20 protein-coding genes are annotated in these 24,201 nt (G+C 62.6%); 9 read left to right on the forward strand and 11 right to left on the reverse strand.

What is annotated here, in order from left to right; translation table 11 throughout:
• Nucleotides 1-11 precede the first annotated feature (11 nt).
• Nucleotides 12-314 (forward strand): hypothetical protein, encoded by a 303-nt coding sequence (locus tag PQQ86_RS08495; protein ID WP_408265750.1) that lies wholly within the window; start codon nt 12-14, stop codon nt 312-314.
• 150 nt (nt 315-464) lie between these two features.
• On the opposite strand, the gene PQQ86_RS08500 is transcribed toward PQQ86_RS08495, so the two are convergent.
• Nucleotides 465-1,439: a LysR family transcriptional regulator gene (locus tag PQQ86_RS08500; RefSeq protein ID WP_408265751.1), complete on the reverse strand. Its 975-nt coding sequence runs from the start codon at nt 1,437-1,439 to the stop codon at nt 465-467.
• Between the two features lie 162 nt (nt 1,440-1,601).
• On the opposite strand from PQQ86_RS08500, the gene PQQ86_RS08505 reads away from it, so the two are divergent.
• On the forward strand, nt 1,602-2,618 hold the full coding sequence (locus PQQ86_RS08505; protein ID WP_408265752.1) for a zinc-binding alcohol dehydrogenase family protein: 1,017 nt from the start codon (nt 1,602-1,604) through the stop codon (nt 2,616-2,618).
• Nucleotides 2,619-2,906: 288 nt separating this feature from the next.
• A complete protein-coding gene (locus tag PQQ86_RS08510) occupies nt 2,907-3,470 on the forward strand; it encodes a DUF6013 family protein (RefSeq protein ID WP_408265753.1) in 564 nt (187 codons plus the stop codon).
• A gap of 116 nt (nt 3,471-3,586) precedes the next feature.
• Here the strand turns inward: PQQ86_RS08510 and PQQ86_RS08515 are convergent, their stop codons facing one another.
• Both PQQ86_RS08515 and PQQ86_RS08520 read right to left on the reverse strand, forming a co-directional pair.
• The gene (locus tag PQQ86_RS08515; RefSeq protein ID WP_408265754.1) at nt 3,587-4,393 is read right to left on the reverse strand and encodes an ABC transporter permease; all 807 of its coding nucleotides are present in this window, start codon (nt 4,391-4,393) and stop codon (nt 3,587-3,589) included.
• A complete protein-coding gene (locus PQQ86_RS08520; protein WP_408265755.1) occupies nt 4,390-5,100 on the reverse strand; it encodes an ABC transporter ATP-binding protein in 711 nt (236 codons plus the stop codon). The genes PQQ86_RS08515 and PQQ86_RS08520 overlap by 4 nt, the downstream gene beginning before the upstream one ends.
• Before the next feature lie 185 nt (nt 5,101-5,285).
• On the opposite strand from PQQ86_RS08520, the gene PQQ86_RS08525 reads away from it, so the two are divergent.
• Complete coding sequence (locus PQQ86_RS08525; RefSeq protein WP_408265756.1) at nt 5,286-7,760, forward strand: AsmA family protein; 2,475 nt, start codon at nt 5,286-5,288, stop codon at nt 7,758-7,760.
• A gap of 138 nt (nt 7,761-7,898) precedes the next feature.
• Here the strand turns inward: PQQ86_RS08525 and PQQ86_RS08530 are convergent, their stop codons facing one another.
• Nucleotides 7,899-8,393 (reverse strand): hypothetical protein, encoded by a 495-nt coding sequence (locus tag PQQ86_RS08530; RefSeq protein WP_028196609.1) that lies wholly within the window; start codon nt 8,391-8,393, stop codon nt 7,899-7,901.
• A gap of 396 nt (nt 8,394-8,789) precedes the next feature.
• On the opposite strand from PQQ86_RS08530, the gene PQQ86_RS08535 reads away from it, so the two are divergent.
• The 3 genes from PQQ86_RS08535 to PQQ86_RS08545 all read left to right on the forward strand — a co-directional run bounded on the left by PQQ86_RS08535 (nt 8,790) and on the right by PQQ86_RS08545 (nt 13,038).
• A complete protein-coding gene (locus tag PQQ86_RS08535) occupies nt 8,790-10,400 on the forward strand; it encodes a sensor histidine kinase (RefSeq protein ID WP_408265757.1) in 1,611 nt (536 codons plus the stop codon).
• A 78-nt stretch (nt 10,401-10,478) separates the two neighbouring features.
• On the forward strand, nt 10,479-10,958 hold the full coding sequence (locus PQQ86_RS08540; protein ID WP_154563125.1) for a response regulator: 480 nt from the start codon (nt 10,479-10,481) through the stop codon (nt 10,956-10,958).
• Between the two features lie 79 nt (nt 10,959-11,037).
• Entirely contained in the window at nt 11,038-13,038 is a 2,001-nt protein-coding gene (locus PQQ86_RS08545) for a hybrid sensor histidine kinase/response regulator (RefSeq protein WP_408265758.1), read from the forward strand.
• Nucleotides 13,039-13,203: 165 nt separating this feature from the next.
• Here the strand turns inward: PQQ86_RS08545 and mscL are convergent, their stop codons facing one another.
• The 4 genes from mscL to mfd all read right to left on the reverse strand — a co-directional run bounded on the left by mscL (nt 13,204) and on the right by mfd (nt 19,764).
• A complete protein-coding gene (gene mscL / locus PQQ86_RS08550; protein ID WP_408265759.1) occupies nt 13,204-13,653 on the reverse strand; it encodes a large conductance mechanosensitive channel protein MscL in 450 nt (149 codons plus the stop codon).
• Between the two features lie 87 nt (nt 13,654-13,740).
• Nucleotides 13,741-14,775: a pyridoxal-phosphate dependent enzyme gene (locus PQQ86_RS08555; RefSeq protein WP_408265760.1), complete on the reverse strand. Its 1,035-nt coding sequence runs from the start codon at nt 14,773-14,775 to the stop codon at nt 13,741-13,743.
• Nucleotides 14,776-14,830: 55 nt separating this feature from the next.
• Complete coding sequence (gene argE, locus PQQ86_RS08560; protein ID WP_408265761.1) at nt 14,831-16,069, reverse strand: acetylornithine deacetylase; 1,239 nt, start codon at nt 16,067-16,069, stop codon at nt 14,831-14,833.
• 212 nt (nt 16,070-16,281) lie between these two features.
• Complete coding sequence (mfd, locus tag PQQ86_RS08565) at nt 16,282-19,764, reverse strand: transcription-repair coupling factor (RefSeq protein ID WP_408265762.1); 3,483 nt, start codon at nt 19,762-19,764, stop codon at nt 16,282-16,284.
• Between the two features lie 121 nt (nt 19,765-19,885).
• On the opposite strand from mfd, the gene ispD reads away from it, so the two are divergent.
• Together ispD and ispF are read left to right on the forward strand one after the other, a co-directional pair.
• Complete coding sequence (gene ispD / locus PQQ86_RS08570) at nt 19,886-20,602, forward strand: 2-C-methyl-D-erythritol 4-phosphate cytidylyltransferase (RefSeq protein ID WP_408265763.1); 717 nt, start codon at nt 19,886-19,888, stop codon at nt 20,600-20,602.
• A 46-nt stretch (nt 20,603-20,648) separates the two neighbouring features.
• Nucleotides 20,649-21,128 (forward strand): 2-C-methyl-D-erythritol 2,4-cyclodiphosphate synthase, encoded by a 480-nt coding sequence (gene ispF, locus PQQ86_RS08575; protein ID WP_074285992.1) that lies wholly within the window; start codon nt 20,649-20,651, stop codon nt 21,126-21,128.
• 113 nt (nt 21,129-21,241) lie between these two features.
• Here the strand turns inward: ispF and PQQ86_RS08580 are convergent, their stop codons facing one another.
• From PQQ86_RS08580 to ompR, 3 genes are all read right to left on the reverse strand, one after another.
• Nucleotides 21,242-21,790, reverse strand: a complete 549-nt coding sequence (locus PQQ86_RS08580; RefSeq protein ID WP_408265764.1) for a peroxiredoxin — start codon at nt 21,788-21,790, stop codon at nt 21,242-21,244.
• Nucleotides 21,791-21,977: 187 nt separating this feature from the next.
• A complete protein-coding gene (locus PQQ86_RS08585; protein ID WP_054039512.1) occupies nt 21,978-23,327 on the reverse strand; it encodes an ATP-binding protein in 1,350 nt (449 codons plus the stop codon).
• A gap of 88 nt (nt 23,328-23,415) precedes the next feature.
• On the reverse strand, nt 23,416-24,150 hold the full coding sequence (gene ompR / locus PQQ86_RS08590) for an osmolarity response regulator transcription factor OmpR (protein WP_006048917.1): 735 nt from the start codon (nt 24,148-24,150) through the stop codon (nt 23,416-23,418).
• Between the last annotated feature and the right edge of the window lie 51 nt (nt 24,151-24,201).

A 24,201-nucleotide genomic window follows, 5' to 3' on the forward strand; every position in this document is an offset into this window, starting at 1 on the left:
AGGAGCAAACCATGAAGACCTCAGCGCAATCGTCCGACGGCGAAAAGCAGGCCGACCCGCATGCAAAGAAGTCTCCGCGTTCACGCGAGGAGGCGTCGGCGCCGCTGCCGCATGAATCCGATCAGGACCCGGAATCGCAACACGAAGACGCTCCGCGTCGTGTCGGCAAGCAGGCACATCGCGACCTCGAGCGCGGACTGAAGGACACGGACCGTCGCGGCGGTGACGAGTATCAGCAAAAGACGCAGAACGATGCGCACACGGACATCAACTCTGATGGCAAAGCAGGTGGTGGCGGGCGTGGCAAACGCTGACGGTGCGTATGCGCTGATCCGCGGAAAACGTCGCGTCGTGCCGATCCGGCGCGTCCGCAAATGAGCCGCCGTCGCTGCGCTTTGAATCAGCTCCTATGCGCTCGCCCCTGCGCCATTGGTGGTCAGCGCTTTGGCGGTCCGGCGTTTGGCTCATTCCGGCTCACCGGGCTCCACATCCCAATAAGGCGGATCGCCGAAATGCGCGACAAGGAATTCGATGAACGCGAGCGTCCTCGGTGGCACGAACGCACGGCTCGGACAGACCGCCCATATCGCCACTTGCTCCGCGAGCGGATAGGTATCGAGCACGCTGACCAGTTCGCCGCTGCGCAGATACGGCGCCACGTCCCAGGTTGACTTGAGCGCGATGCCGAAACCGGCCAGCAAGGCATCGCGAATGACTTCGCCGTTGTCGACGACGAGGCGTCCACTCACGCGCACCGTAAGCGGTCCGGCGGGCGTCACGAATGCCCAGTCGCGCTGGTCTGACAGGATGATGCATTCATGCTGCGCGAGGTCCGATGGATGGTGCGGCGCGCCACGCGCGGCGAGGTAAGCGGGCGCGGCGCATAGCACGCGACGGTTGACGGCGAGGCGCCGCGCCACCAGCGACGAATCCTTGAGCACGCCGACACGGATTGCCACGTCGATACCCGCATCGACCAGATCGACCATCTGATCCGTCAGACGCAGATCGACGCTCACGCCGGGATAACGGCGCAGAAATTCGCTGACTACCGGCGACACGTGCTGCCGCCCAAACGACGACGGCATCGACACCCGCAGGCGCCCCTGCGGCTCGGCCTGCGCGCGGCCCACCGAGGCGCGTGCGGCATCGGCTGCGTCGAGCAGCGCCTGGGCGCGTGTCATGAACACTTCGCCGTCCTGCGTGAGACTGATGCGACGGGTGGTCCGATGCAGCAGGCGCGCGCCAAGGAGCCTTTCCAGCTGTGCGATGCGCGAACTCGCCACCGCCGCCGACAGGCCGAATTCGCGGCCGGCCGCCGACACGTTGGCGAGCAGGGCGGCCCGCACGAACAGGGCGACGTCGAGTAGATCGAGTCGTTCCCGTTCGCCGGACGAGCGCTTGATGGCGGGTTCCACAGGGTCGGCAGGCTGGTCCATTCTTCTGAAATTCAAAAAGATGTTTCAGTCATTATGATGCTTTTATGAGAATAAGAACCGCCTTACGATGACGTCAATGCGATCGATCGACCTGTGCGGCGCCAGGCGCCGTCGGCACCGATCGTCGGTTTCTCAACCTCATCAGAAAGAACAGGAGCTGTAATGAAAGCCGTAGGTCTCCATCGTTATTTGCCGATCGATCAAGCCGAGTCCCTCGTTGACGTCGAGATTCCCAAACCCGAAGCCGCCGGCCGCGACCTGTTGGTGAAGGTCGAAGCCATCTCCGTCAATCCGGTCGACACCAAGGTGCGCGCCCCGAAAGACACCGTCGAGAAAGCACCGCGGGTGCTCGGCTGGGACGCCGCCGGCACGGTGGTGGCGGTTGGCCCCGACGTCACGCTGTTCAAGGTCGGCGACCCGGTTTTCTATGCGGGCAGCATCACCCGGCCGGGCGCGAATAGCGAGTTCCATCTGGTCGACGAACGCATTGCCGGGCGCAAGCCGGCATCGCTCGATTTCACACACGCGGCCGCGTTGCCGTTGACCGCGATCACCGCCTGGGAAGCACTCTTCGACCGCCTCGGCGTGTCGCCGCAAGGCGCGGATGAAGGCCGCACGGTACTGATCGTCGGCGGGGCGGGCGGGGTCGGTTCGATCGGCATTCAGTTGGCCAAGCAGCTCGCGAAGCTCAAAGTGATCGCGACCGCCTCGCGCCCTGAATCGGCGAAGTGGGCGACGGAGTTGGGTGCGGATCATATCGTCGATCACTTCGGCGATATGCCCGCGCAATTGAAAAGGCTTGGTATCGACCAGGTCGACTACGTGCTGATCTTCAACGATACCGACAAGAATTTCCCGGCAGCCGCTGAACTGATCAAGCCGCAGGGCGGCATCTGCACGATCGTCGAAAACAGCCAACCGGTGCCTGTCGAACTATTGAAGGCGAAAAGCGCCGCGTTCCACTGGGAGTTCATGTTCACGCGTTCGATGTTCGGCACGCCGGATATGATCGAGCAGCACAAGCTGCTCACCGAGGTGGCCCGTCTCGTCGATGCGGGCACGTTGCGCACGACGGTTGGCCAGAATCTCGGCACGATCAACGCCGACAATCTGCGCCGTGCGCATCGGCTGCTCGAAGAGGGGCGCGCGATCGGCAAGCTGGTGCTGACGGGCTTCTAGAGCGCTCCGGGTTTGGCATTTCTGTCACGTCGCACGCGCAGAAAACGCCTCAACGCAAGCGGGGTAACACCCGATTCGTATGAAGCGCGCGCGGCGCCGCTTGGCGGTAGACTGGTGGGGCATCATGCTAAAACAGTTGCGCGTCTCGCGGCTCGTCTGGCAGGGCCTCAGCCAGGTTTAACCAGGTGCTACCAGGTATTAGCCAAGCGTGAATCAGGCTCCAGTCAGGCGGTGCATTGGCAGTAGCGCTTGAGCGGGCGCGCAGCAGTACAACAACGAGGTGACAGTATGAGCTCCAGCTTCAAACTCTCCGCCGTTTCAGTTGTTGCTTCTCTCGCATGCGCGCTCGCGCCCGGCATGCTCGTGACGGCGGCTCACGCAGCCACGCCGATCACAGTGACGTCGCAGTCCGCCCTCGACGGTCCGATCCGCTACACGGTCCGCGTCACGTCGAAACAGTTCGGCAATTCACAGGAAACGCGTACGATCCGCTCCGGCGAATCAGACGACTTCACGTGGAAGACGGTGCCGCCAGGCGGCCCCGTGCCCGCGGCGGATAGCTGCCCGAATTACTCGTCGCTGCCAACCGATACCAACGGCGCAATGATTCGCCAGACGCAGATCCGTTTTGCGCCGGTTGTCGGCGGTGACGGCACCGCGTCCGTGCAACTGAGCTTCCAGGCGCAGACACCGCATGGCGTCAAGACGGTGACGAGCGGCGGCAAAACGCTCAAGTGTCCGAACAGCGTGGCAGTCAGCCAGATTCTGCGTTTTACGATGCCGACCAACGGCAGCACGAAAACGCTGACGCTCAATGACGGCACCGAAGTGGCGGTCACCGCGAAACGCTGAGGGCCACGCGTGAAGCCTGCGCGATGGGTGCAGCGTTCACGGCGCGCGGCCGATGAGACAAACCACGAATGGGCGACGCCAGCCGCGTCGCCCAGTGCATGCCGTTTGCTGTCCCATCAACGCTGCGCCGCGGGCCGTTCTACCAGCCGCGCCGACAGAAACCGGTGTTCCGCCGAGAAGAGCCGCCGATACGTGAGCAGCACTGCGCCCACCGTCCCCAAGGCTGAGGCCGCCGCGATCAGGAACATGATAACGATCTGATAACGCACCGCCTGCAACGGCGACTGACCGGCCAGCACCTGCCCGGTCATCATGCCGGGCAAACTCACCACGCCGACCACGGCCATCTGATTCAAGGTGGGCATCATGCCCGCGCGCACCGCCTGGCGCGCCGGCGCCTGCGCCGCTTCCCAACGGGTCGCGCCGAGCGCCAGCGCCATATCCACACGGTCGCGCCGCGCGGTCAGTTCCTCGGTCATCCGTTCGATGCCGAGCGACACGCCGGTGAGCGTATTGCCGAGGATCATGCCGAGAATTGGAATCGCGTACTGCGGCTCGTACCATGGGTGAATGCGGATCACGACGAAGAGTCCGACCGCGGTCACCAGCCACGAACTGACCCAGATCGACAGCACACTGTCCGCACGCTGCCCGGCGTACGTGCGGCTGCCGCGCTGCGCCCCCGCGAAGCCGGCAATCAGCGTCATCACGACCATCAAGGGCAGCACCACGAACCAGCGGTCATAGCGAAACACCCAGCCGAGCACATAGCCGATCGCCAGCAATTGCACGACGGTGCGTACCGCCGCCCACGCCAGCTTGCGTTCGAGATCAAGCTTGAGCGCCACCGACACCACGCCATTCACCACGATCAGCAATGCGGCAATCGCGACATCCCAGAGACTCAGGTTTTGCAAGGTCATTGGCCGGGTTCCTGAAGCGTGGGCGTTACGGTGGATTCGTCGAGCACGCCCGCGCGCATCGTGAGATGCCGCGCGCTCATGCGCGCGGCTTGCGCCGGATCGTGCGATACCCACATCGACGCATGCCGGCCGGGTTCGGCCGCGAACCACGCGTGCACTAGCGCCTCGATCGCGTGTGACGACTCCGGATCGAGCGAAGCGGTGGGTTCATCCAGCAGCAGCACTTCGGGCGCGAGTTGCAGAACGCGAATCAGCGCGGTGATCTGCGCTTCTCCGCCAGACAATTCGCTCGCGCGCTTGTCGAGAAAATCGTCGCCGCGGCCGGCCTGAGCGGCGAGGCTTGCCGCGCGTGCGCGATCGAAGCGCACGTCGCGATAGGTCCGCAATTCGAACGGATAACGCAGGTTGTCTTCGACGCTGCCGTCGAGCAGCGCGGGCCGCTGCCGGATATACGCGACGTTGCGCCGGTAACGTGGAATGGCGGCGCGCTCGACCGGCGCGCCGTGCCACATGATGCGTCCCGCATCGAGCGGATCGAGCAGGGCGAGGGCGCGCAGAAACACGCTCTTGCCCGAGCCCGACGGTCCGGTGACCGCGACGCGGTCGCCCGCGCAGAGGGCGAAGGTAGTCGGCTGCAGCAGCGTTTGCCCGCGCAATGCATCGCGCCGGGCGATGCCGTCGGCGAGGACGAAGGGAACATCTGACATGAGTTGGGTCGTGGTGGATTTTTGCGTGGATGCGGAGGTCGCCATGACATTTCCTTACGTTTCCATGGCTGGGAAACCTGTGCCGGCGCCGTGCGGCATGATAAAACGACCCCTATTAAACAATACCATCGGGCACGATACGTGCTGCCCCCATGCACAACGAAGAACAAAGGCGGAGCTTTTCAATGGCAGTGTCGAGCACGATTGGAAGACGGGTAGGAAAAATCATCGCATGGTTGCTGGCGATCATCGTCATTCTGATTGTCGCCCTGGCAATCTTCATCCTGACCTTTGACTGGAACCGGGCGCGCCCCTACATCGACGACAAGGTTACGCAGGCCATCGGCCGGCCGTTCGCGATCAACGGCGATCTGAAAGTAGGCTGGCAGCATCCGGTCGGTGAAACCGGCTGGCGTGGCTGGGTGCCCTGGCCGCGTTTTTCGGCGGCCAATATCACGGTAGGCAACCCCGACTGGGCCAAACAGCCGCACTTTGCGACGCTGGACGAAATCGACTTCCAGGTCAAGGTGTTGCCGCTGCTCGCGCACGACATCGTGATTCCCGCGATCAACCTCGTGAATCCTTCGGTCGACCTCGAACGACTGCTCGACGGGCGCGACAACTGGACCTTCAAACTGGCGTCTTCCAGCGGGCCTTCCGAATGGAAGCTCGATCTGCACGACATCGCCTTTGCCAAAGGCAATATCGCGCTGTCGGATCAGCAGCAGAAGGTCGAGATGCAGATGGCCATCGATACGCTCGGCCAGCCGATTCCGATCGGCGAGGTGATGAAACAGCAGGAGACGGCGTCGCGCAGCGCGTCGGCGGAGGCGGTCGGTAAAGCGGGGGCGAGCAAGCTGACGGCACAGGCGAACGCGCAGGCTGCATCGGAAGCCGCGGCGGCGGCCTCCGGCGCTTCGTCGACGGATATCACGGCGTCTGGCGCAACTGCGGCGAATGGCGCTTCGGGTGCGCTGGTTGCCGGCGGCGCGAACGGTGCGAGTGAGGGCGCAAGCGAGGGTTCAAGCGGCGCCGCCGTAGCCCCGGCGTCGAACGCCAGCGAGGCAGGCACGGCGAACGGCGCAAAGCCGGCGATCCCGCCGTACGCGATCGGTTGGACGGTCAAGGGTGTTTATAACAAGACGCCGGTATCCGGTAGCGGCAAGGTGGGCGGCGTGCTGGCGTTGCAGGACGCGAACCGGCCCTTCCCGGTGCAGGCCGATGTGAAGGCCGGTGATCTGCGCGTCGGCCTCGTAGGCACGATCACCGATCCGGCGCATCTTGCCGCGGTCGATCTGCGACTTTGGCTGCAAGGCAACAGTCTGGCGAGGCTGTATTCGCTGACGGGCGTGACCTTGCCCGACACGCCGCCGTATGCAACCGAGGGACGTCTTGTCGGCCAGTTCAAGCCCGGCGCCAACGTCTTCAAGTATGAAAATTTTACAGGGCGGGTGGGCGGCAGCGATCTGAATGGCTCGCTGACCTACACGGCGCGTGAGCCGCGCCCGCTGTTGCAGGGCGAGCTGGTGTCGCACCTGCTGCAATTCGCCGATCTGGCGCCGGTCATCGGCGCGGACTCTAATGCCAGCAAGGCCAAACGCGGCGATGCGACCGCGCAGCCGGCCAACAAGGTCTTGCCGGTCGAAGAATTCCGCACTGACCGCTGGAAGGCGATCGACGCCGACGTGAAGTTTACGGGGCGCCGTATCGTCAAGGACACCAATCTGCCGATTACCGACCTGTACACGCACGTCGTGATGACCGACGGCGTGCTGTCGCTCGAACCGCTGAAGTTCGGCGTGGCGGGCGGCTCGCTGTCATCGGACATTCATCTGGACGGCAGCACGACGCCGCTGAAGGGCCGCTTCGCGACCTCAGCTCGCCATCTGAAGCTCAAGCAGCTGTTCCCGGACTTCAAGACGATGCAGAACGCGCTCGGCGAAATCAACGGCGACGCCGCGCTGACCGCGACCGGCAATTCGCCGGCGGCGCTGGCGGCGACGTCGAACGGCGAGGTGAAGGCGTTGATCACAGACGGCACGGTAAGCCGCCTGCTGATGGAAGCCGCGGGCCTGAACGTGGCGAACGTGGTCTATGAAAAGCTGTTTGGCAATCGCGACGTGAAGATCAACTGCGCGGCGGCGGATTTTGTCGCGACGAACGGTGTGCTGGATTCGCGTGTCTTCGCGCTCGACACGGACGACGCGGTCATCAATATCGACGGCAACGTGAATCTGCGCGACGAATCGATGGATCTTGGCGTGCATCCGCATACCAAGGGCTTCCGGGTGTTTTCGCTGCGCTCGCCGCTGTATGTGAAGGGGACGTTCAAGGATCCGCACGTGGGCGTGAATGCCACCGCGTTGGCGCTGCGAGGGGGTGCCGTAATCGGGCTCGGGTTGATCAATCCGTTTGCGGCGCTGATTCCGCTGCTTGCGCCTAGCAATAACAAACCGCTGCCGTGCGCGCAGTTGCTGTCGCAGGTTCGTCAGGCGCCGAGCGCGCCGGCGCCGGGTATGAAGCAACAGGCCAAGCCGGCCATTTCCCTCGACGGTGCGCCGGTGAACAAGTCTTCCGCAGGCGCCTCCTCACCGGCTGCGGCCGACAGGAAGCCTGCGGTCACGTCGCCGGCCACGGGGGCTGAATATAAGGGGAGTTAATGTTTTCTGCTTTGTCTGCGGACTGGTGGAGTTGGTTCTTCGGCGCCTGCCTTTCCTTTACTTTCTTGTGGCTGATTAGCGCTCCCGCGATACGGGGCGAACACTAATCAGCCGCACCAGGCAAAGGAAAGAAAAGAACTACCTTAGCGAGCGCGGAGCGGCATCGCCCGCCGCATCCTGCCTGCGAACCCCTCGCCGGGCGCCGCCAACGCGGGTGGCGCCAAACTCCGTCAGAATCTTGCCTCTGGCCCGGCTGGCGAAGACCAGGAACCCGAATCCGTCAGCTTCATACCAATACCCGCCGTTCTCGAGACCATCGAGCGGCTGTTCCAATGCATTGGTAATGGATTCGATACAACGCCGCCGCAATTCGGCGGGCGCGGGATAGGGCGGCTGGGCACCGCGTACGCTGCACAGAAGAACGTCGAGCCCGGGGAGCACATGTGCATAGAGCACCGGCTCGTCCTGCGCGCGAGCGCGCGCAATTTTGGTGTCGAGCTGACCGAACGGCTTGAAATGCCGTAGTACCGCGAGGAACGACTCATCGCCGTCCACCTTCGCGCGTCTACGCTTTTTCGGGAAGGACATAAAAATTCGCCTGAAAAAGAATTGCAAGAAACGCAGCGTCCTCATGCGACAACTCCCGGCTTCGCGCGCCGCACGTCGATCTTTTATAGCATACGACAAGGCCGGATTCACGATGATTTGGCTTCTACGCCGTCCCACCGCCTCCCGCACGAATCATGCCGAACCGCCTCGCCGCGCGCCTTCGCTTCCCAGCACATCTGTCTCCATCATAGACGCACGCGCCGCCGAAAAAACAACTCGTATCAATAAAAAAGTCATTTTTATGTGGGCGAGCGCATCTAGCCACTACGTTGAAATATCTCACATTCACGTCGATAATGGCCCGTCCGGCTGCACCGCGGCGTGCTGGCCATTCCTGCACCGCAACGGCCCGCCCGCATGCCGAGGCGAGCCGCATGGTCCGTGCGTAACGCCGCGGCTTGAACGACCCTTCGGGCGAACATGAAACTATTCACCAAGGGTCTGCTGCTGATTGCAGTGCCGAGCGTGGTCGAGCTGGCGCTTCTGGGCGTCGTCTTCGATACCCAGGAGCAAACAGCGCAGGCCGCGCGGTGGGTCAGCAATAGCAAGCAGATCCTTTATCAGTCGTCGGCCATTGTCGATCCGCTGCTGCGTCAGGCCGCGCGGGTCCGCACGGGTATGGTCGTTGGCGATCCGTCGTTTGTCGACCGCCATACTGTATGGGTCGATCTCGGTGACCGCCTTTCGAATCTGGAAACGCTGGTGGCCGATACGCCGCAACAGGTCGCGCGCGTGCGCAAGATGCAACAGGCGATCGACGCGTATCGCGTGCAGGCCACCTCGATCTCGCAGGCGCTACGCGCAGGACATAACCTGAATTCGTTTGCCGGGCTGGACACGGGTGCGCTTCCCCAGCAGATCGCGCTGTTTCGCGATCAGCTCGCCGAATTCAGCAATGAGGCCTCGCGGCTCGACGCCGAGCGCGGCGCGGCCTTGGCACGGCGCCGCGAACGCCAGCAATATGCGCTAATCGCCGCGGTATTGGGCTCGATGCTGATCTGGGCGGCCACTGCCGTCGTGTTTGCGCGCAGCATCGGCCGGCGGTTGGAAGTGTTGACCGGCAATGCCGAGCGCCTGGGCAGCGGGCGGCCGCTTGCGGCGCCGCTGTCCGGCAGCGACGAAATTGCCGCGCTCGACGCGGTGCTGCATCAGACGGGCGCACGCCTGCGCGAGGCCGAAGGCGAGCAGGCCAAGCTGAAAGTGCGGCTCGAAGCGCGCGCACGGGAACTGGCTGGCGTCAACGAGGAGCTGCGTCAGGAGACGCAAGACAACGAAATGTTCATCTACAGCGTGTCGCACGATCTGCGCTCGCCGCTGGTGAATCTGCAAGGCTTTTCGAAAGAATTACAGGTGTCGTGCGACGAACTGGACAGCCTCGTCGAGGCGGCGAAGCTGCCGGAGGCCGAACATCGGCGTATGGCACATATCCTTGACGGCGACGTGCGCGAGTCTCTGCAATATCTACGCACCGCGGTGACGCGGGCGGCGGCGATCATCGACGCGCTGTTGCGGATTTCACGCGCCGGGCGGCTCGAATATCAGTGGCAGCGGGTGAGTGTCGGGCGGGTGGTGGGCAAAGTGGTCGATGCGCTGCAAGGCGCCATCAGCCAGCGCGGGACGGTGGTGACCGTGCGCGAGTTGCCGCCTGCATGGGGCGACCCGGGCGCGATCGAGCAGATTTTCGGCAACCTGATCGGTAACGCGCTCAATTATCTCGACCCGGCGCGCAATGGGCGCATCGAGATCGGCGCGCTGGAGCCGGAACCGGTCGACGAGACGGAGCCGCGCGCGTTGCGCACGCGCACCTATTATGTACGGGACAACGGACTCGGGATTCCGGCGGCGTATATGTCGAAGGTATTCCGGGCGTTTCAGCGCCTGCACGGCGACGTCGCGAACGGAGACGGCATTGGCCTCGCGGTGGTTCGGCGTATGGTAGAACGGCATGGCGGCCGCGTTTGGGTCGAGTCGGCGGAAGGTGCGGGATCGACTTTTTTTGTCGTGTTACCAGAGCAACCTGCGCGCAATTGAGCCGCGACGGGCACCAAGGGAAACGGTGGGGATAGTTAAAAGCATTATGCAAAAACGGATTGTCAGTACGGAGGGCATATGAGTCACGGGGAAACGGTCAGTATCGTGCTGATCGAAGATGACGACGGCCACGCCACGCTGGTCGAGCGCAATCTGCGCCGCGCCGGTATTTCGAACGGTTTCGTGCGCTTTCGCGACGGCCAGCAGGCCCTCGATTATTTCTTCGGCCCGGCGCCGGCGGACGCCGCTGCCAGTCCTTACCCACCTCGCGAAGATCTGACGAATTTCGTCGTGCTGCTCGATCTGAAAATGCCGCGGGTGGATGGCTTCGAGGTGCTGCGGCGTCTGAAGGATTCGCCGCAGACAGCCGCGGTGCCGGTGATCGTACTGACCACGACCGACGATCCGCGCGAAATCGCGCGCTGTTACGAACTCGGCTGCAACGTCTATATCACCAAGCCGGTCGAATACGACGCGTTCATCGAAGCGGTGCGCCGTCTCGGCTTCTTCCTGCAGGTGGTCAAACTGCCGTCGGGCCACCGGCTGGCCGCGCCGTGACGGAAGGTTCATATGAAGGCGCTCCGAAAGCGACCCATGACAAGATAGCCACACCAGACCTAGCCAGAGAAGACTCCGCATGACCGAAGACGTGTCCACGCAGCCCGCCGCGTATGTGCTGGTCGTCGATGACGACGAAGGCATCCTGCGGCTCGCGCGCAAGTCGCTCGAACGCGCCGGCTGCCGGGTTGCAATCTGTGCGCAGGTCGAAGCGGCCCGCGCGCGACTCGCCGCGGGTGCGCCGGACCTGCTGGTGCTCGACTACCAGCTCAGCGGGCCGGAGACCGGCCTCGACTTCTTTCGCCGCTTGCGCGCGGAAGGCGTGCGGATCCCCGCCATCCTCGTGACCGGTTTTACTGACGAATCCCGGGTGATCGAAGCCTTGCGCGCGGGCGTTTCCGACGTGGTGCCGAAGTCCGGCGACTACCTCGATTACCTGCCCGAGGCGGTGGAGCGGGTGCTGTCCCAGGTGCGTTTGCAGAAGGCTTCGGACGACGCCTTGCTGCTGCGCGATCGCGAACAGCATTACCGCACCTTGTCGGAGGCGTTGCCGCACCTCGTGCTGACCTGCAACGCCGCGGGCGATTGCGATTTCCTCTCGAAGCAGTGGTTCGACTACACGGGGTTGGCGGAAAGCAGTTCGTACGGTCTCGCGTGGCTCGAAGCGGTGCATCCCGACGATCGCGAAGAGATTCGCCGCACCTGGCTCAAGGCGGTGACGGGCGGCGCCGGCGACTACCGGCACGAACTGCGGATTCGCCGCCACGACGGCGCCTATCGCTGGTTCGACATCCGCGCGGTCGCCATGCGCGACGCTGAAGGCAACGTCAGCAAATGGTTCGGCAGTTGCACGGATATTCATCCGCAACGCGAGGCGATCGAGGAACGCGAACGGCTGCTTGCCTCGGAGCAGGCCGCCCGCCAGATCGCTGAGGAAGCCAATCGTGCGAAAGACCGCTTCCTTGCCATGCTGTCGCACGAATTGCGCACGCCGCTCACGCCCGTTCTGGCAGGGGCTAGCGTGCTGGAGATGATCCCGGGTCTGCCCGATCAGGCGCGTGCGAGCGTGCGCATGATTCGCCGCAACGTCGAACTCGAAGCGCGCCTGATCGACGACCTGCTCGATCTCACGCGCGTGGCGAACGGCAAGCTGCGTTTGTCGCTCGAAACCGTCGACGTGCACGAGGTGATAGACAGCGTGCTCGAACTATTTCGCAGCGAGATCCAGGTCAAGCAGCAGGACGTGCACGTCTGCACGAATGCGCAGCACCATTACGTGCTCGCCGATCGTGCACGGCTGCAACAGATGCTGTGGAATCTGATTCGCAACGCCGCCAAGTTCACGCCGGACGGCGGCCATATCTACGTGCGCACGCACGACGAACGCATGCATGTGCAGATTTCGGTCGAGGATACGGGCATCGGCATCGAACCCGAGCAGATCGGCAAACTGTTCAACGCGTTCGAGCAGGGCAACCAGAACATGACGCGGCAATTCGGCGGCCTGGGCCTGGGCCTCGCGATCACGAAGGCCCTGACCGATGTGCACGGCGGCACGGTGGTCGCACAGAGCCCGGGCGCGCACTGCGGCGCGACTTTCACGATCACGCTGCCGACCGCCGCCGCGCCTGAGGAGCTAACACCCGTTGCCGCGCCTGATGAGGTTCGTCATCACGGCCTGCTGACCATTCTACTGATTGAAGACCACGTGGATACCGCCGAAGTGATGGCGCAGCTGATTCGCAGCCTGGGTCACGACGTGACCACGGTGGGCCGTGTAGACGATGCTCTCGCCGCCACCCAGGCGCAGACGTTCGATCTGGTGATCAGCGACGTGGGCTTGCCCGATGGTACAGGCCTCGATTTCGTCAAAGCGTTCCGCGAGCGTTCGGATGCGCCGGCGGTCGCGTTGACCGGCTTCGGCACCGATGACGATGTGCGCCGTTGCCTGAGCGCCGGCTTTACTTCGCATCTGACCAAGCCTGTCAATTTCGGACAGCTCGAGACGATGATCGAAAGCGCGGTGAATCTGAAGGCAGAGAAGGGCGAAGGGGACGAAGGGGACAAAAAGAACGCTTAGTGTGTTCACCACGTCGACTCGGGCGACGTAATTTGCACGCGGTATGAAAAAGGCCTGTGGCGACTTCCTCGCGACAGGCCTTATTTATTTGCGCCGGTAATGTGCCGACGCGAATGTTTAACGTGGTTCAGCTTGACCCAACCCGGGTGACTTAACCCCGGCGGCTCAGCGCTGCGGTGAGCTCTTCAGCGAATCGCGGATTTCGCGCAGCAGCACAACTTCTTCCGGCGTTGGCGCCGGTTCTGCCGGCGCGGCTTCAGCCGGCTTGCGCAGATTATTGATGAACTTGACCATCAGGAAAATAATGAACGCGAGGATCACGAAGTTGATGGCCACGGTGATAAACGAACCATAACCGAACACGGCCACGCCTGCCGTCTGCAAGTCTTTGTACGACTCGGGACTGCCTTTGAAGCTGGCGGGAATATCGCCGAGCCGAACGAACTTGTTGGAGAAATCGAGGCCGCCGGTGGCAACGCCGACAACCGGCATGATCAGGTCTTTAACAATTGAATTGACGATGGTGGAAAATGCGCCGCCGATAATCACCCCGACGGCGAGATCCATTACGTTGCCTTTGAGGGCAAATTCCTTGAATTCCTTGATCATGCTCATATACGTTCCTCCCAGAAGTCGATTGTCGAATCATACCAATCTGAGAAGGATAGGCTAGTCTTTTGGCATGGAAAGGAAGGATTGCGTTTATTCTGGAAACTGTGACTGGCTATGACGTGCCCGTTCGATATGCGCAGCAAAACTGACCGGATCGGTATTGGTGCCGCACAGCAGCACGCCCACGCGTTTGCCTTGCAGCGATTCGCGCAGCGGTCCGAGCAGTGCTGCCGTAGCGGCAGCGCAGGCCGGTTCGACAGCCAGCTTCAGTTGTCCGAACAAGGTCAGCATGGCCGCGCGCAACTGGTCGTCGGAAACCGTGACGAGCTGGTCGATATGGCGACGGCACAACTCGTAGCTGTATTCCTCGGTATGCGGCGATGCCAATGAATCGGCGATGGTGTGCATATGGCCCATCTTGACCGTGTGATTGGCGGCAAAGCTTTTGCCCATCACATCCGATCCTTCCGGTTCGACGCCGTACAGGTGCACCCGCGGATTCGCGAGCCGCATGGCGGTGGCCACGCCGGCAGCGAGGCCGCCGCCGCCGATCGGCACGATCACCGCTTCGAGGTCGGGCGTTTGTGTAGCCCATTCATAGCCGAGCGTGGCTGAGCCGAGCACGGTGCGATAGCCGTTGAACGGATGCACGAAATAACGGCCTTCCTCCGCTTCGATACGGCGCACAAGCTCGAAGGCTTCCGCAAGGTTTTCCGCGAAAACGATGTCGGCGTGATATTGCCGGCACAAGGCGATACGTGCCGGATTGGCCGCGCGAAACAGCACGACCTTCGCGCTCACGCCGAGACGCATGGCGGCGTACGCGACCGCCACCGCATGATTGCCGCCCGACACACAGGTGACGCCTGCGCTGCGTTGCGCTTCATCGAGCGCGAGCAGATTAGTGAACGCACCGCGCGCCTTGAAGCTGCCGCCCGCTTGCAGCAATTCGAACTTGAAGTTCACCACCGTGCCTTCCAGCGACGGAAAGTCGAGCCGGTCGAACACCGGCGTTCGCGTCACCCACGGCGTCAACGCAAAGTGCTGCGTGGCGATGTTGTCGAGGGTAGGGATCGGCTCGCCGTCGATCGTATGGTCGGTGTGCTGCGGTGTGGCGGTTGACATGGCGTGGGCGTGTTTTTCCTCGATATGGCTAAGACCGTTTTTACAGCAGTCAGTTTCAGTGCGCGTGCGCGTCGACCGACATGCTGTGGATGAATTTTTGCAGGAAGCGCTCGCATGCCACGAGCTGATCCAGCGCGACGAATTCGTTGGCTTTGTGCGCCTGCTGGATGTCGCCGGGACCGCACACAATGCTCGGAATGCCCGCTAGCGAGAACAGCCCCGCTTCGGTGCCGTACGCGACCTTGCGCTTGTCCTGATCCGCGGTCAGCGCACGCACGAGTTGCGTGATCGCGGCTTGTTCAGACGAATCGAGGCCTGGTGCCGCCGCGATCTTCGTGATCTCGATGGCCGCAGATGGATGCTCGCGCAACATTTTCGGCAGCAGGGTTTCGCGCGCGTATTGATCGATGCGCTCGAAGATCGGTTCGGGGTCGAGCGTGGGCAGATTGCGGAATTCGAACTGGAACTTGCATTCGGCGGGCACGGTATTGATCGCGTTGCCGCCGATGATCGTGCTGGTTTGCGCCGTAGTGAAGGGCACGTCGTACAGTTCGTCGAACGGGCCTTGTGCGCGGAATTGATCGGCCATATCGCGGATGTAGCAGATCAGGCGCGCGGCGTATTCGATCGCATTCAAGCCCTTCGGTGTGAGCGACGAATGCGCCGCCTGGCCGCGCACGCAGCACTGATATGCGTTGATGCCTTTGTGTGCCACGATCGGGCGCATGCTGGTCGGCTCGCCGACGATGCAGCCGTCCGGCTTCACACCGCGTTTCATCAGATCGGCAATCAGGAGCGGTGCGCCGGCACACCCCACTTCTTCGTCGAACGACAACGCGAAGTGAATTGGCCTCGCGAGCCTGGTGCGCTGCATCTCGGGCACGAGTGAAAGCGCCGCGCCGATGAAGCCTTTCATATCGCAGGTGCCGCGGCCGTACAGCTTGTCGCCACGAATTTCCGGTTTGAACGGATCGCTGTCCCATTGCTGACCGTCTACGGGCACAACATCTGTATGGCCCGACAGCACAACGCCGCCGTTGGTCTCGCCGTCGTGCGCGGGAATCGTTGCGAACAGATTCGCCCATTTGCCGCTTTCGTCGTGGGTGAGCGTGGCTTCGATGCCGACTGCGCGCAATTCGTCGCGTACGGTTTCGATCAGACCGAGATTCGGATTGCGGCTCACCGTGTCCATCGACACGAGACGGGTCACCCAGGGCAGCGAGGCAGGCGAGGAAGAATTCGATTCAGAGGCGGGCGTTTGCGAGGACTGCGCCGATTCAGCGACGTGAGACATGACAAGACTCCAGCATTTGAGTCTTTCGATCATACCCAAAAAAAACGCACCCGTATGCTGCGGCGCGCGTTTGCGCACCGCAGCATAAACAAAAAACGGCTAGACGTACCCCGTTTTTTTAACCGTGCCGCCGTTGATTCCGGTAGCTGCGCCGGTGTTGACACCGGTGCTGACACGATACCGGCGCGCGAGCACTCAGCGGGTGCGAGGCGTTAGCGCGCGGCAGCCGTGGCCGCTGTGCCGCGGCTGGGCGTGCCGAGTGCGCGCAAGGTTTCTTTCACCGTCGCCACACGGACGGCCAAGTCCGGGCTGCGCGTTTCAATGCGCAGCTTGTCCTGGCCCGCTAGCTTGATGTGCTTGTGTTTCTGCACCATCTCGATGATCCGCATCGCGTCGATTGGCGGATTGGGGATGAACTGCAAGCCGATCACCGTTTCGCCGGCATCGATCTTCGAAATGCCCAAGGGCTTCGCCGCCAACCGCAGGCGATGCGTCTCGACAAGCGCATGGGCTTGCGGCGGCAACTTGCCGAAGCGGTCGATCAGCTCTTCCTGAATGCTGTCGATCGAATCGTTGTGTTCGCAATTAGCGAGGCGCTTGTAGAGCGACAGGCGTTCCTGCACGTCGCCGCAATAGTCCGCCGGCAGAATCGCGGGTGCGTGCAGATTGATCTCGGTGGTCGCCGCGAGCGGTGCGGTGAGGTCCGGCTCCCTGCCTTCCTTGAGCGCCTTTACGGCGTCGTTCAGCATGTCGGTGTAAAGCTGGAATCCGATCTCCTGAATCTCGCCCGATTGCTTGTCGCCAAGCACTTCACCCGTACCGCGGATTTCGAGGTCGTGCATCGCGAGATAGAAGCCCGAACCGAGTTCCTCCATCTGCTGGATCGCTTCGAGACGGCGCTGCGCCTGCTTCGTCAGACCTTGCGGGTCATGCACCAGCAGATACGAATACGCCTGGTGATGCGAGCGGCCGACACGGCCACGCAACTGGTGCAATTGCGCGAGGCCGAACTTGTCGGAGCGGTGAATCAGGATCGTGTTGGCGGTCGGCACGTCGATACCGGTTTCGATGATCGTCGTGCACAGCAGAACGTTCGCGCGCTGGGCGACAAAGTCACGCATCACGCGTTCGAGTTCGCGCTCGTGCATCTGTCCATGCGCGACGGCGATACGTGCTTCAGGCACGAGCGTTTCAAGCATTTGCCGGCGATTCTCAATCGTTTCGACTTCGTTGTGCAGGAAGTACACCTGGCCGCCACGTTTCAACTCGCGCAACATCGCTTCGCGAATCACGCTGTCTTCTTCGCGACGCACGAAGGTTTTGATCGCGAGGCGCTTTTGCGGCGCGGTGGCAATAACGGAGAAATCGCGCAGGCCTTCGAGCGCCATGCCGAGCGTACGGGGGATCGGCGTGGCAGTGAGCGTGAGCACATCGACTTCAGCGCGCAACGCTTTCAATGCCTCTTTCTGACGCACGCCGAAACGGTGTTCCTCGTCGATGATCACGAGTCCCAGCCGCTTGAACTGCACGTCTGACGACAGCAACTTGTGCGTGCCGATCACGATATCGACCGTGCCTTCGTTGATCTGCTGGATCGCCGCGTTGACTTCCTTGGTCGACTTGAAGCGCGACAATTCGGCGATGCGCACCGGCCAGTCGGAGAAGCGATCACTAAAGGTTTGCGTGTGCTGTTCGGCAAGCAGCGTGGTGGGCGAGAGCAGCGCGACCTGCTTGCCGCCCATCACCGCGATGAATGCCGCGCGCAGTGCCACCTCGGTCTTGCCGAAGCCGACGTCGCCGCACACGAGGCGGTCCATGGGTTTGCCGCTCGTCATGTCACCGATCACGGCAGCAATGGCTGCGGCCTGATCCGGCGTTTCTTCGAAGCCGAAGCTCTCGGCGAACTTCACGTAGTCCTTCGGTTCGAGCGCGAATGCATGGCCTTCGCGCAGGGCGCGCCGGGCATACAGGTTCAGCAACTCGGCCGCGGTGTCGCGGATCTGCTGCGCGGCTCTTCGCTTGGCCTTTTCCCACTGGCCCGAGCCGAGCGAATGCAAGGGCGCGCTTTCCGGATCCGCACCGCTGTAACGCGAGATCACGTGCAATTGCGCGACCGGCACGTAAAGCTTGCTGTCGCCCGCGTATTCGAGGTGTAGGAACTCGGTTTCGCCTTCGCCGAGATCCATCGTGACGAGACCCATATAGCGGCCGATGCCATGCTGCGAATGCACGACCGGATCGCCGAGCTTCAGCTCGGACAGGTCCCGCACCATCGAATCGACGTTGCTTGCCTGCTCCTGGCGGCGCCGTCCCGTGCGGCGCGCGAGTGGGCCGTAAAGTTCGGTCTCGGTGATGATCGCGATGCCGTCGATAGGCACCGCAAAACCGTTCGCCAAAGGCGCGACGCCTAGCGAAAAACGTTCGCTGCTCGTGAGCCAGTCCTGGAAGCTGTCGCTCGATACAGGCCGGAGGTGATTGTCGGCCAGCAGTTGCAAGAGCGTTTCACGACGGCCCGCCGACTCCGTGGCGAACAGCACGCGGTTCGGCGTGGTCTCGAGATAGGTACGCAAGGCCGAGACCGGATCCTCCGCGTGACGGTCGATCGCAAGATCCGGTAGCGGGGTCGACCAGCCGCCGCCCGCGTTGGCGGGCAAGGCGAGCCGCGCGAACGGCTTGGCGAACGCAAAGAAATCCTCGTCCGAGAGGAACAGACGCTCCGGCTCCAGAATTGGCCGGTCGCGATCGTGCGACAGGAAGTTGTAGCGCTGTCTGGTGTCGTTGGTGAAGCGCCGGATCGCCGCGTCCAGATCGCCGACGAACGCCAGTTGCGCGCCTTCGGGCAGGTAGTGGAACAGCGTCGCCGTTTCTTCGAAGAAGAGCGGCAAATAATACTCGATGCCCGCCGACGGCACGCCGTTGCCGATGTCCTTGTAAATCGACGCGCGGCTCGGATCGCCCTCGAAGGTCTCGCGCCAGCGGCTGCGGAAAGCCGTGCGCGCCGCTTCGTCGAAGGGGAATTCGCGGCCGGGCAAGAGACGCACGTCCTTCACCGGATAGAGGCTGCGCTGGGTGTCCGGATCGAACGCACGGATCGAGTCGACCTGGTCGTCGAACAGGTCGATCCGGTACGGCAGAGGCGAGCCCATCGGGTAGAGGTCGAGCAGCGAGCCGCGCACGCAGTATTCGCCGGGACGCACCACCTGGCTCACGTGCTCGTAGCCGGCGAGCGTCAACTGCGCTTTAAGCCTGGCCTCGTCGAGGCGTTCACCTTGCGAGAAGGAGAAGGTGTACCCCGCCATGAATGAGGCGGGCGGCATCCGGTACAGAGCGGTGGTGGCCGGCACCAGCAGGATGTCGCAGCGGCCTTCGCCGAGATCGTGCAGCGTGGCGAGGCGTTCCGAGACCAGATCCTGGTGGGGCGAAAAGGTATCGTAAGGCAGCGTTTCCCAGTCGGGCAGCAAACGCACGCGTGCCTCGGGCGCGAAAAAGCTGATTTCCTGCGCCAGCCGCTGCGCGTCGACGGCGCTTTCGCAGACGACCGCCAGTAGCGGCACCTTCTCGCGGTAGGCGAGATGGTAGCGGGCGATCAGCAGCGCGTCGGACGAGCCGTGCGTGCCGTCGAAGGCGAAACGCTGGCCGGCCTTGACGAGCGCGACGGGCGGGGAGTACTGCGATGATGCGGCGATGTCTGGCATAGAAGAGAAAAAGCGGCCTCGGGCTCACACGTGATCGGCAAGTTTACGCGTGTCGGGGCGTAGATGCGAAGGACCTATTATAAAATCCGTCCTTTACTTTGACCTCGCGGCATCCGCACTCGTGACTTCCCGTCTATTTGCCCTGATTCCGTGCGCTGGCACCGGCAGCCGTTCCGGCGCCGCGATGCCCAAACAATATCGCACTGTCGCCGGTCGCGACATGTTGCATTACTCGCTGGCGGCTTTCGACGCCTGCAGCGAGTTTGCGCAAACCCTTGTCGTGATTGCCCCCGACGACCAGCACTTCGACGCCCGCCGCTTCAGCGGCTTGCGTTTCGCCGTGCGCCGCGCCGGTGGGGCGTCGCGCCAGGCGTCGGTGCTGAACGGGCTGCACGCGCTGGCCGAGTTCGGCGCGCGCGATGACGACTGGGTGCTGGTGCACGACGCTGCGCGGCCGGGTATTACGCCGGGCTTGATCCGCGCGCTGATCGGCGCGCTGAAGGACGACGCGGTGGGCGGCATCATGGCCTTGCCGGCGGCGGATACCTTGAAGCGGATCGACCCGGCCTCGTCCGACGGGCGGATTGCCCGCACCGAGGCTCGGGACGGCCTGTGGCAGGCGCAGACGCCGCAGATGTTCCGCATCGGCATGTTGCGCGAGGCGATTTTGCGCGCGCAGGCGGACGGCCACGATTTGACCGACGAAGCGAGCGCGATCGAGTGGCTGGGGTACGCGCCCCGATTGGTGCAGGGGAGTTTGCGTAACTTCAAGGTCACGTATCCGGAAGACTTCGATCTGGCCGAGGCGATTCTGTGCCGGCCGTCTTCGACTTCCTGATTGGATAAATCAGATTTTAATCAATGGGCTTGAGGACTTGACGCATATGGATTTCAGAATTGGGCAGGGTTATGACGTGCATGCGCTGGTGCCGGGACGTCCGTTGATTATCGGTGGCGTGACGATTCCTTATGAGCGCGGGCTGCTCGGGCATTCGGATGCGGATGTGCTGTTGCATGCGATTACCGATGCTATTTTCGGCGCGGCCGCGATGGGCGATATTGGGCGGCATTTCTCCGACACGGATGCGAAGTTCGCTGGCGCGGATAGCCGGGTTTTATTGCGGGAGTGTTTTGCTCGCGTAACAGCGGCGGGGTTTTCTATCGCTAACGTGGATAGCAGCGTGGTTGCGCAGGCGCCCAAGCTGGCGCCGCATATTGAAGGGATGCGGGCTAATATCGCTGCGGATCTTAACCTGCCGGTTGAACGGGTTAATGTTAAGGCCAAGACTAATGAGAAGTTGGGCTACCTCGGGCGAGGCGAGGGCATTGAAGCGCAGGCAGCGGTTTTGTTGATCAAGAATTGATGTTTGGGTTTTGGTGTTTGCTGTGCATTCACAAAAACCATGAGCGCGCAGCGAAAAAAACTTAATCCCGCTGCGCGCGAAAAAACTGTTCACCTTCAGCCGCAATACGCGGCTTACAGCGTTGCGCCGCCAATCGGACGGTTGCAAGGACATTCTTCGTCCGTTTGCAGAGCGTCGAGAATACGCAGCACTTCTGTCGGATTGCGGCCGACGTTCAGGTTGTTCACCGAAACGTGTTGAATCGTATTGTCTGGATCGACAATGAAGGTTGCGCGCAGCGCCACGCCGGCTTCCTGGTCGCGCACACCGAGCTGGTCGATTAACTCGCCCTTCACGTCACCAAACGAATAGTGGTTTAGCCTGCTCAGGTCCTTTTGCTCGCGGCGCCAGGCCAGCTTGACGAATTCGTTGTCCACACTGCCGCCGAGCAATACCGCGTCGCGTTCTTCGAAATCCTTGACCAGCTTGTCGAACTCGACGATTTCGGTCGGGCACACGAAGGTGAAGTCCTTCGGATAAAAGTAGATGATTTTCCACTTGCCCGGAAACGACTGCTCGGTGATCTCTTCAAACGCCGACACACCGTTTTCTTCATGGTTGTTGAAGCCCGGCTTGGCCGCAGTGACGGTGAACGCTTCGACTTTATCGCCAACGGTTTTCATGCAAGAGCTCCTTCGTGAGATGGGAAAGCAGCATGTTTGACGCTATCAGCTCGTCGTAACAGGCACGTTGCACGTTTTCGAGTATGGCCCTATGAGGTTATCTGCTCAATAGTCTTTGGCTAGCGCCTTGGAGCGACATGACTAAACGCGGCCAACGGCCGCACGGGCGACGCGACGCCCTGGGCGGTCAGGCGCCTTTTGCCAGTGGAAACTCGATTGTGACCTCGAGGCCCGGGCCTGGTGTGCGATTGCGCAGGCGCAGCGCGCCGCGATAACGGCCCACGAGCCGCTGCACGATGGCCATGCCGAGGCCGGTGCCGTTCGCCTGGGTGCGCGCGGAATTCACACGATAGAACGGTCGCGTGACAAGAGCCAACTGGTCTTCGGGAATTCCGGGTCCTTCGTCGACCACGGACAATTCGACCCGCGAGTGCGATACCCGTGTTTCCAGAATCACGTGCGGTATGCCGTCGCCGTCGCTCAAGCCGTACTTGCGCGCGTTCTCCAGCAGGTTGCCGACCACGCGCCGCATGTCGGTCTCATCCGCCTCGATCACCGCCGACGGTGCGAGGCGCGTAATCAGCCGCATGCTGTCCTCGCTTTGCATCCGCGCGGCAAGCTCGCCTGCGATCACCGACAGGTCGACCGGCTCCGGCACCCGCTGCACCGGACGGGCGTAATCGAGGAACCGGCCGATGATCATGTCCATCTGCTCGATGTCGTCGACCATCGCGTCTTTCGTGGCCTGGTCGGACGGGCTCATTTCGGTTTCGAGCCGCAGCCGCGCGAGCGGCGTGCGCAGATCGTGCGAGATGCCCGCGAGCATCAGCGCACGGTCGGCCTCGAGCTGTTCGAGGTCCTGCACCATCTGGTTGAAACTGCGATTGGTCTCGGCGGCCACGCCCATGCCGCGCTCGGGCAAGGGCTCTGGCGACTGGCCTGAGCCGACCTTGCGCGCGGCCATGGCGAGCCGGGCGAACGGACGGTTCACGAGACTGGTGATGAACGCCGCGCCGAATAGTGACAGCGCCAGCGCGAACACGCCCCAGCCGGCCCATTGCAGGCCCGTCGCGTTGTCCAGTTGATCGCGGTCCAGCGCCACCCAGTAATCGTCGTCGTCGATCTTGAAGCTGATCCAGACGCCGGGGATGTCGTTTACGCTCTGTGCAATGACCGTGTCGTCGCCGAGGCGGCCGCGAATGTCGTGTTCGATCAGCCGGTTCAGCGACTCGTCGGGCTGGAGCTTGTACTTGTCGGTGGTTTCGCGCGGGTACACGCGCACGCCTTCATTGCTCTCCAGATCCTGCAGCAGAGCGCGCCGCAGGTCAGGATCGGAATAGAGGAGTGCGGTGCGCGTGAGCTTGACGATGGCGACCAGCTGCAACGCCACGCGCTGCGCGCGCGGCTCGCGTTCGATCACCCGAAAGCTCTGGAACCACGCGGCGAGACTGACTGCGATCAACAGCGCGATCAACAGAAAGGTCCGCCAGAAAAGGCCACCGAACGCGAGCGTCAGGAGGCGCCGGTCGATCCGCATGGGCCCTTCTTATCTGGAACTATCTTGCATGGGACCAGAGTAAGCGCCAAAGCACCAACTCTGGTCGACACTGGAGGTGAGAGCAAACTCAGGCTGCACCGTCAGGAATGAACACGTAGCCGAGGCCCCAGACGGTTTGAATGAAACGCGGGCTGCCCGGATCCGGTTCGATCAACTTGCGCAGACGCGAAATCTGCACGTCGAGACTGCGGTCGAATACTTCATATTCACGGCCGCGTGCCAGTTCCATCAGCTTTTCACGCGAGAGTGGCTGACGCGGGTGACGCGCAAATACCTTCAGCACCGAGAATTCACCCGTGGTCAGCGGAATTTCCTGGCCGGCCTTGGTGAGCGTGCGGGTGGCGAGATTCAGTGCGAACTCGCCGAACTCGAACACCTCGGTGGTTTCGGACGGCGCCCCAGGCAACTCCGACGGCGATTGCCGGCGCAGCACCGCATGAATCCGCGCGACCAGTTCGCGCGGGTTGAACGGCTTGGGCAGATAGTCGTCGGCGCCCATTTCGAGGCCGACGATACGATCGACGTCTTCACCCTTGGCCGTCAGCATGATGATCGGCGTGCGGTCGTTGCTGCCGCGCAGACGGCGGCAGATCGACAGGCCGTCTTCGCCAGGCAGCATGAGATCGAGCACCAGCAAGTCGAAGCGCTCACGCACCCAGAGCTTGTTCATGGACGGCGCGTTCTCGGCAACGTAGACATTGAAGCCCTGTTCACCGAGGTAGCGGCGCAGCAGATCGCGCAGGCGCGGATCGTCGTCGACGACGAGGATTTTCGAAGGGTTTTTGGTTTCCATGGTCGGCATCTTAGCGCGATTAGAAAGTAGCGCGCGGTTGCATCATTTATCGGGTTACAG

This window comes from Paraburkholderia sediminicola (genome assembly GCF_046026675.1).
GTDB classification, from domain to species: domain Bacteria; phylum Pseudomonadota; class Gammaproteobacteria; order Burkholderiales; family Burkholderiaceae; genus Paraburkholderia; species Paraburkholderia sediminicola_F.

Bases quoted from the DNA above. Each gene is read 5' to 3' on its own strand.
- PQQ86_RS08495 (WP_408265750.1), top strand. From the start codon at position 12: ATGAAGACCTCAGCGCAATCGTCCGACGGCGAAAAGCAGGCCGACCCG.
- PQQ86_RS08500 (WP_408265751.1), bottom strand. From the start codon at position 1,439: ATGGACCAGCCTGCCGACCCTGTGGAACCCGCCATCAAGCGCTCGTCC.
- PQQ86_RS08505 (WP_408265752.1), top strand. From the start codon at position 1,602: ATGAAAGCCGTAGGTCTCCATCGTTATTTGCCGATCGATCAAGCCGAG.
- PQQ86_RS08510 (WP_408265753.1), top strand. From the start codon at position 2,907: ATGAGCTCCAGCTTCAAACTCTCCGCCGTTTCAGTTGTTGCTTCTCTC.
- PQQ86_RS08515 (WP_408265754.1), bottom strand. From the start codon at position 4,393: ATGACCTTGCAAAACCTGAGTCTCTGGGATGTCGCGATTGCCGCATTG.
- PQQ86_RS08520 (WP_408265755.1), bottom strand. From the start codon at position 5,100: ATGTCAGATGTTCCCTTCGTCCTCGCCGACGGCATCGCCCGGCGCGAT.
- PQQ86_RS08525 (WP_408265756.1), top strand. From the start codon at position 5,286: ATGGCAGTGTCGAGCACGATTGGAAGACGGGTAGGAAAAATCATCGCA.
- PQQ86_RS08530 (WP_028196609.1), bottom strand. From the start codon at position 8,393: ATGAGGACGCTGCGTTTCTTGCAATTCTTTTTCAGGCGAATTTTTATG.
- PQQ86_RS08535 (WP_408265757.1), top strand. From the start codon at position 8,790: ATGAAACTATTCACCAAGGGTCTGCTGCTGATTGCAGTGCCGAGCGTG.
- PQQ86_RS08540 (WP_154563125.1), top strand. From the start codon at position 10,479: ATGAGTCACGGGGAAACGGTCAGTATCGTGCTGATCGAAGATGACGAC.
- PQQ86_RS08545 (WP_408265758.1), top strand. From the start codon at position 11,038: ATGACCGAAGACGTGTCCACGCAGCCCGCCGCGTATGTGCTGGTCGTC.
- mscL (WP_408265759.1), bottom strand. From the start codon at position 13,653: ATGAGCATGATCAAGGAATTCAAGGAATTTGCCCTCAAAGGCAACGTA.
- PQQ86_RS08555 (WP_408265760.1), bottom strand. From the start codon at position 14,775: ATGTCAACCGCCACACCGCAGCACACCGACCATACGATCGACGGCGAG.
- argE (WP_408265761.1), bottom strand. From the start codon at position 16,069: ATGTCTCACGTCGCTGAATCGGCGCAGTCCTCGCAAACGCCCGCCTCT.
- mfd (WP_408265762.1), bottom strand. From the start codon at position 19,764: ATGCCAGACATCGCCGCATCATCGCAGTACTCCCCGCCCGTCGCGCTC.
- ispF (WP_074285992.1), top strand. From the start codon at position 20,649: ATGGATTTCAGAATTGGGCAGGGTTATGACGTGCATGCGCTGGTGCCG.
- PQQ86_RS08580 (WP_408265764.1), bottom strand. From the start codon at position 21,790: ATGAAAACCGTTGGCGATAAAGTCGAAGCGTTCACCGTCACTGCGGCC.
- PQQ86_RS08585 (WP_054039512.1), bottom strand. From the start codon at position 23,327: ATGCGGATCGACCGGCGCCTCCTGACGCTCGCGTTCGGTGGCCTTTTC.
- ompR (WP_006048917.1), bottom strand. From the start codon at position 24,150: ATGCCGACCATGGAAACCAAAAACCCTTCGAAAATCCTCGTCGTCGAC.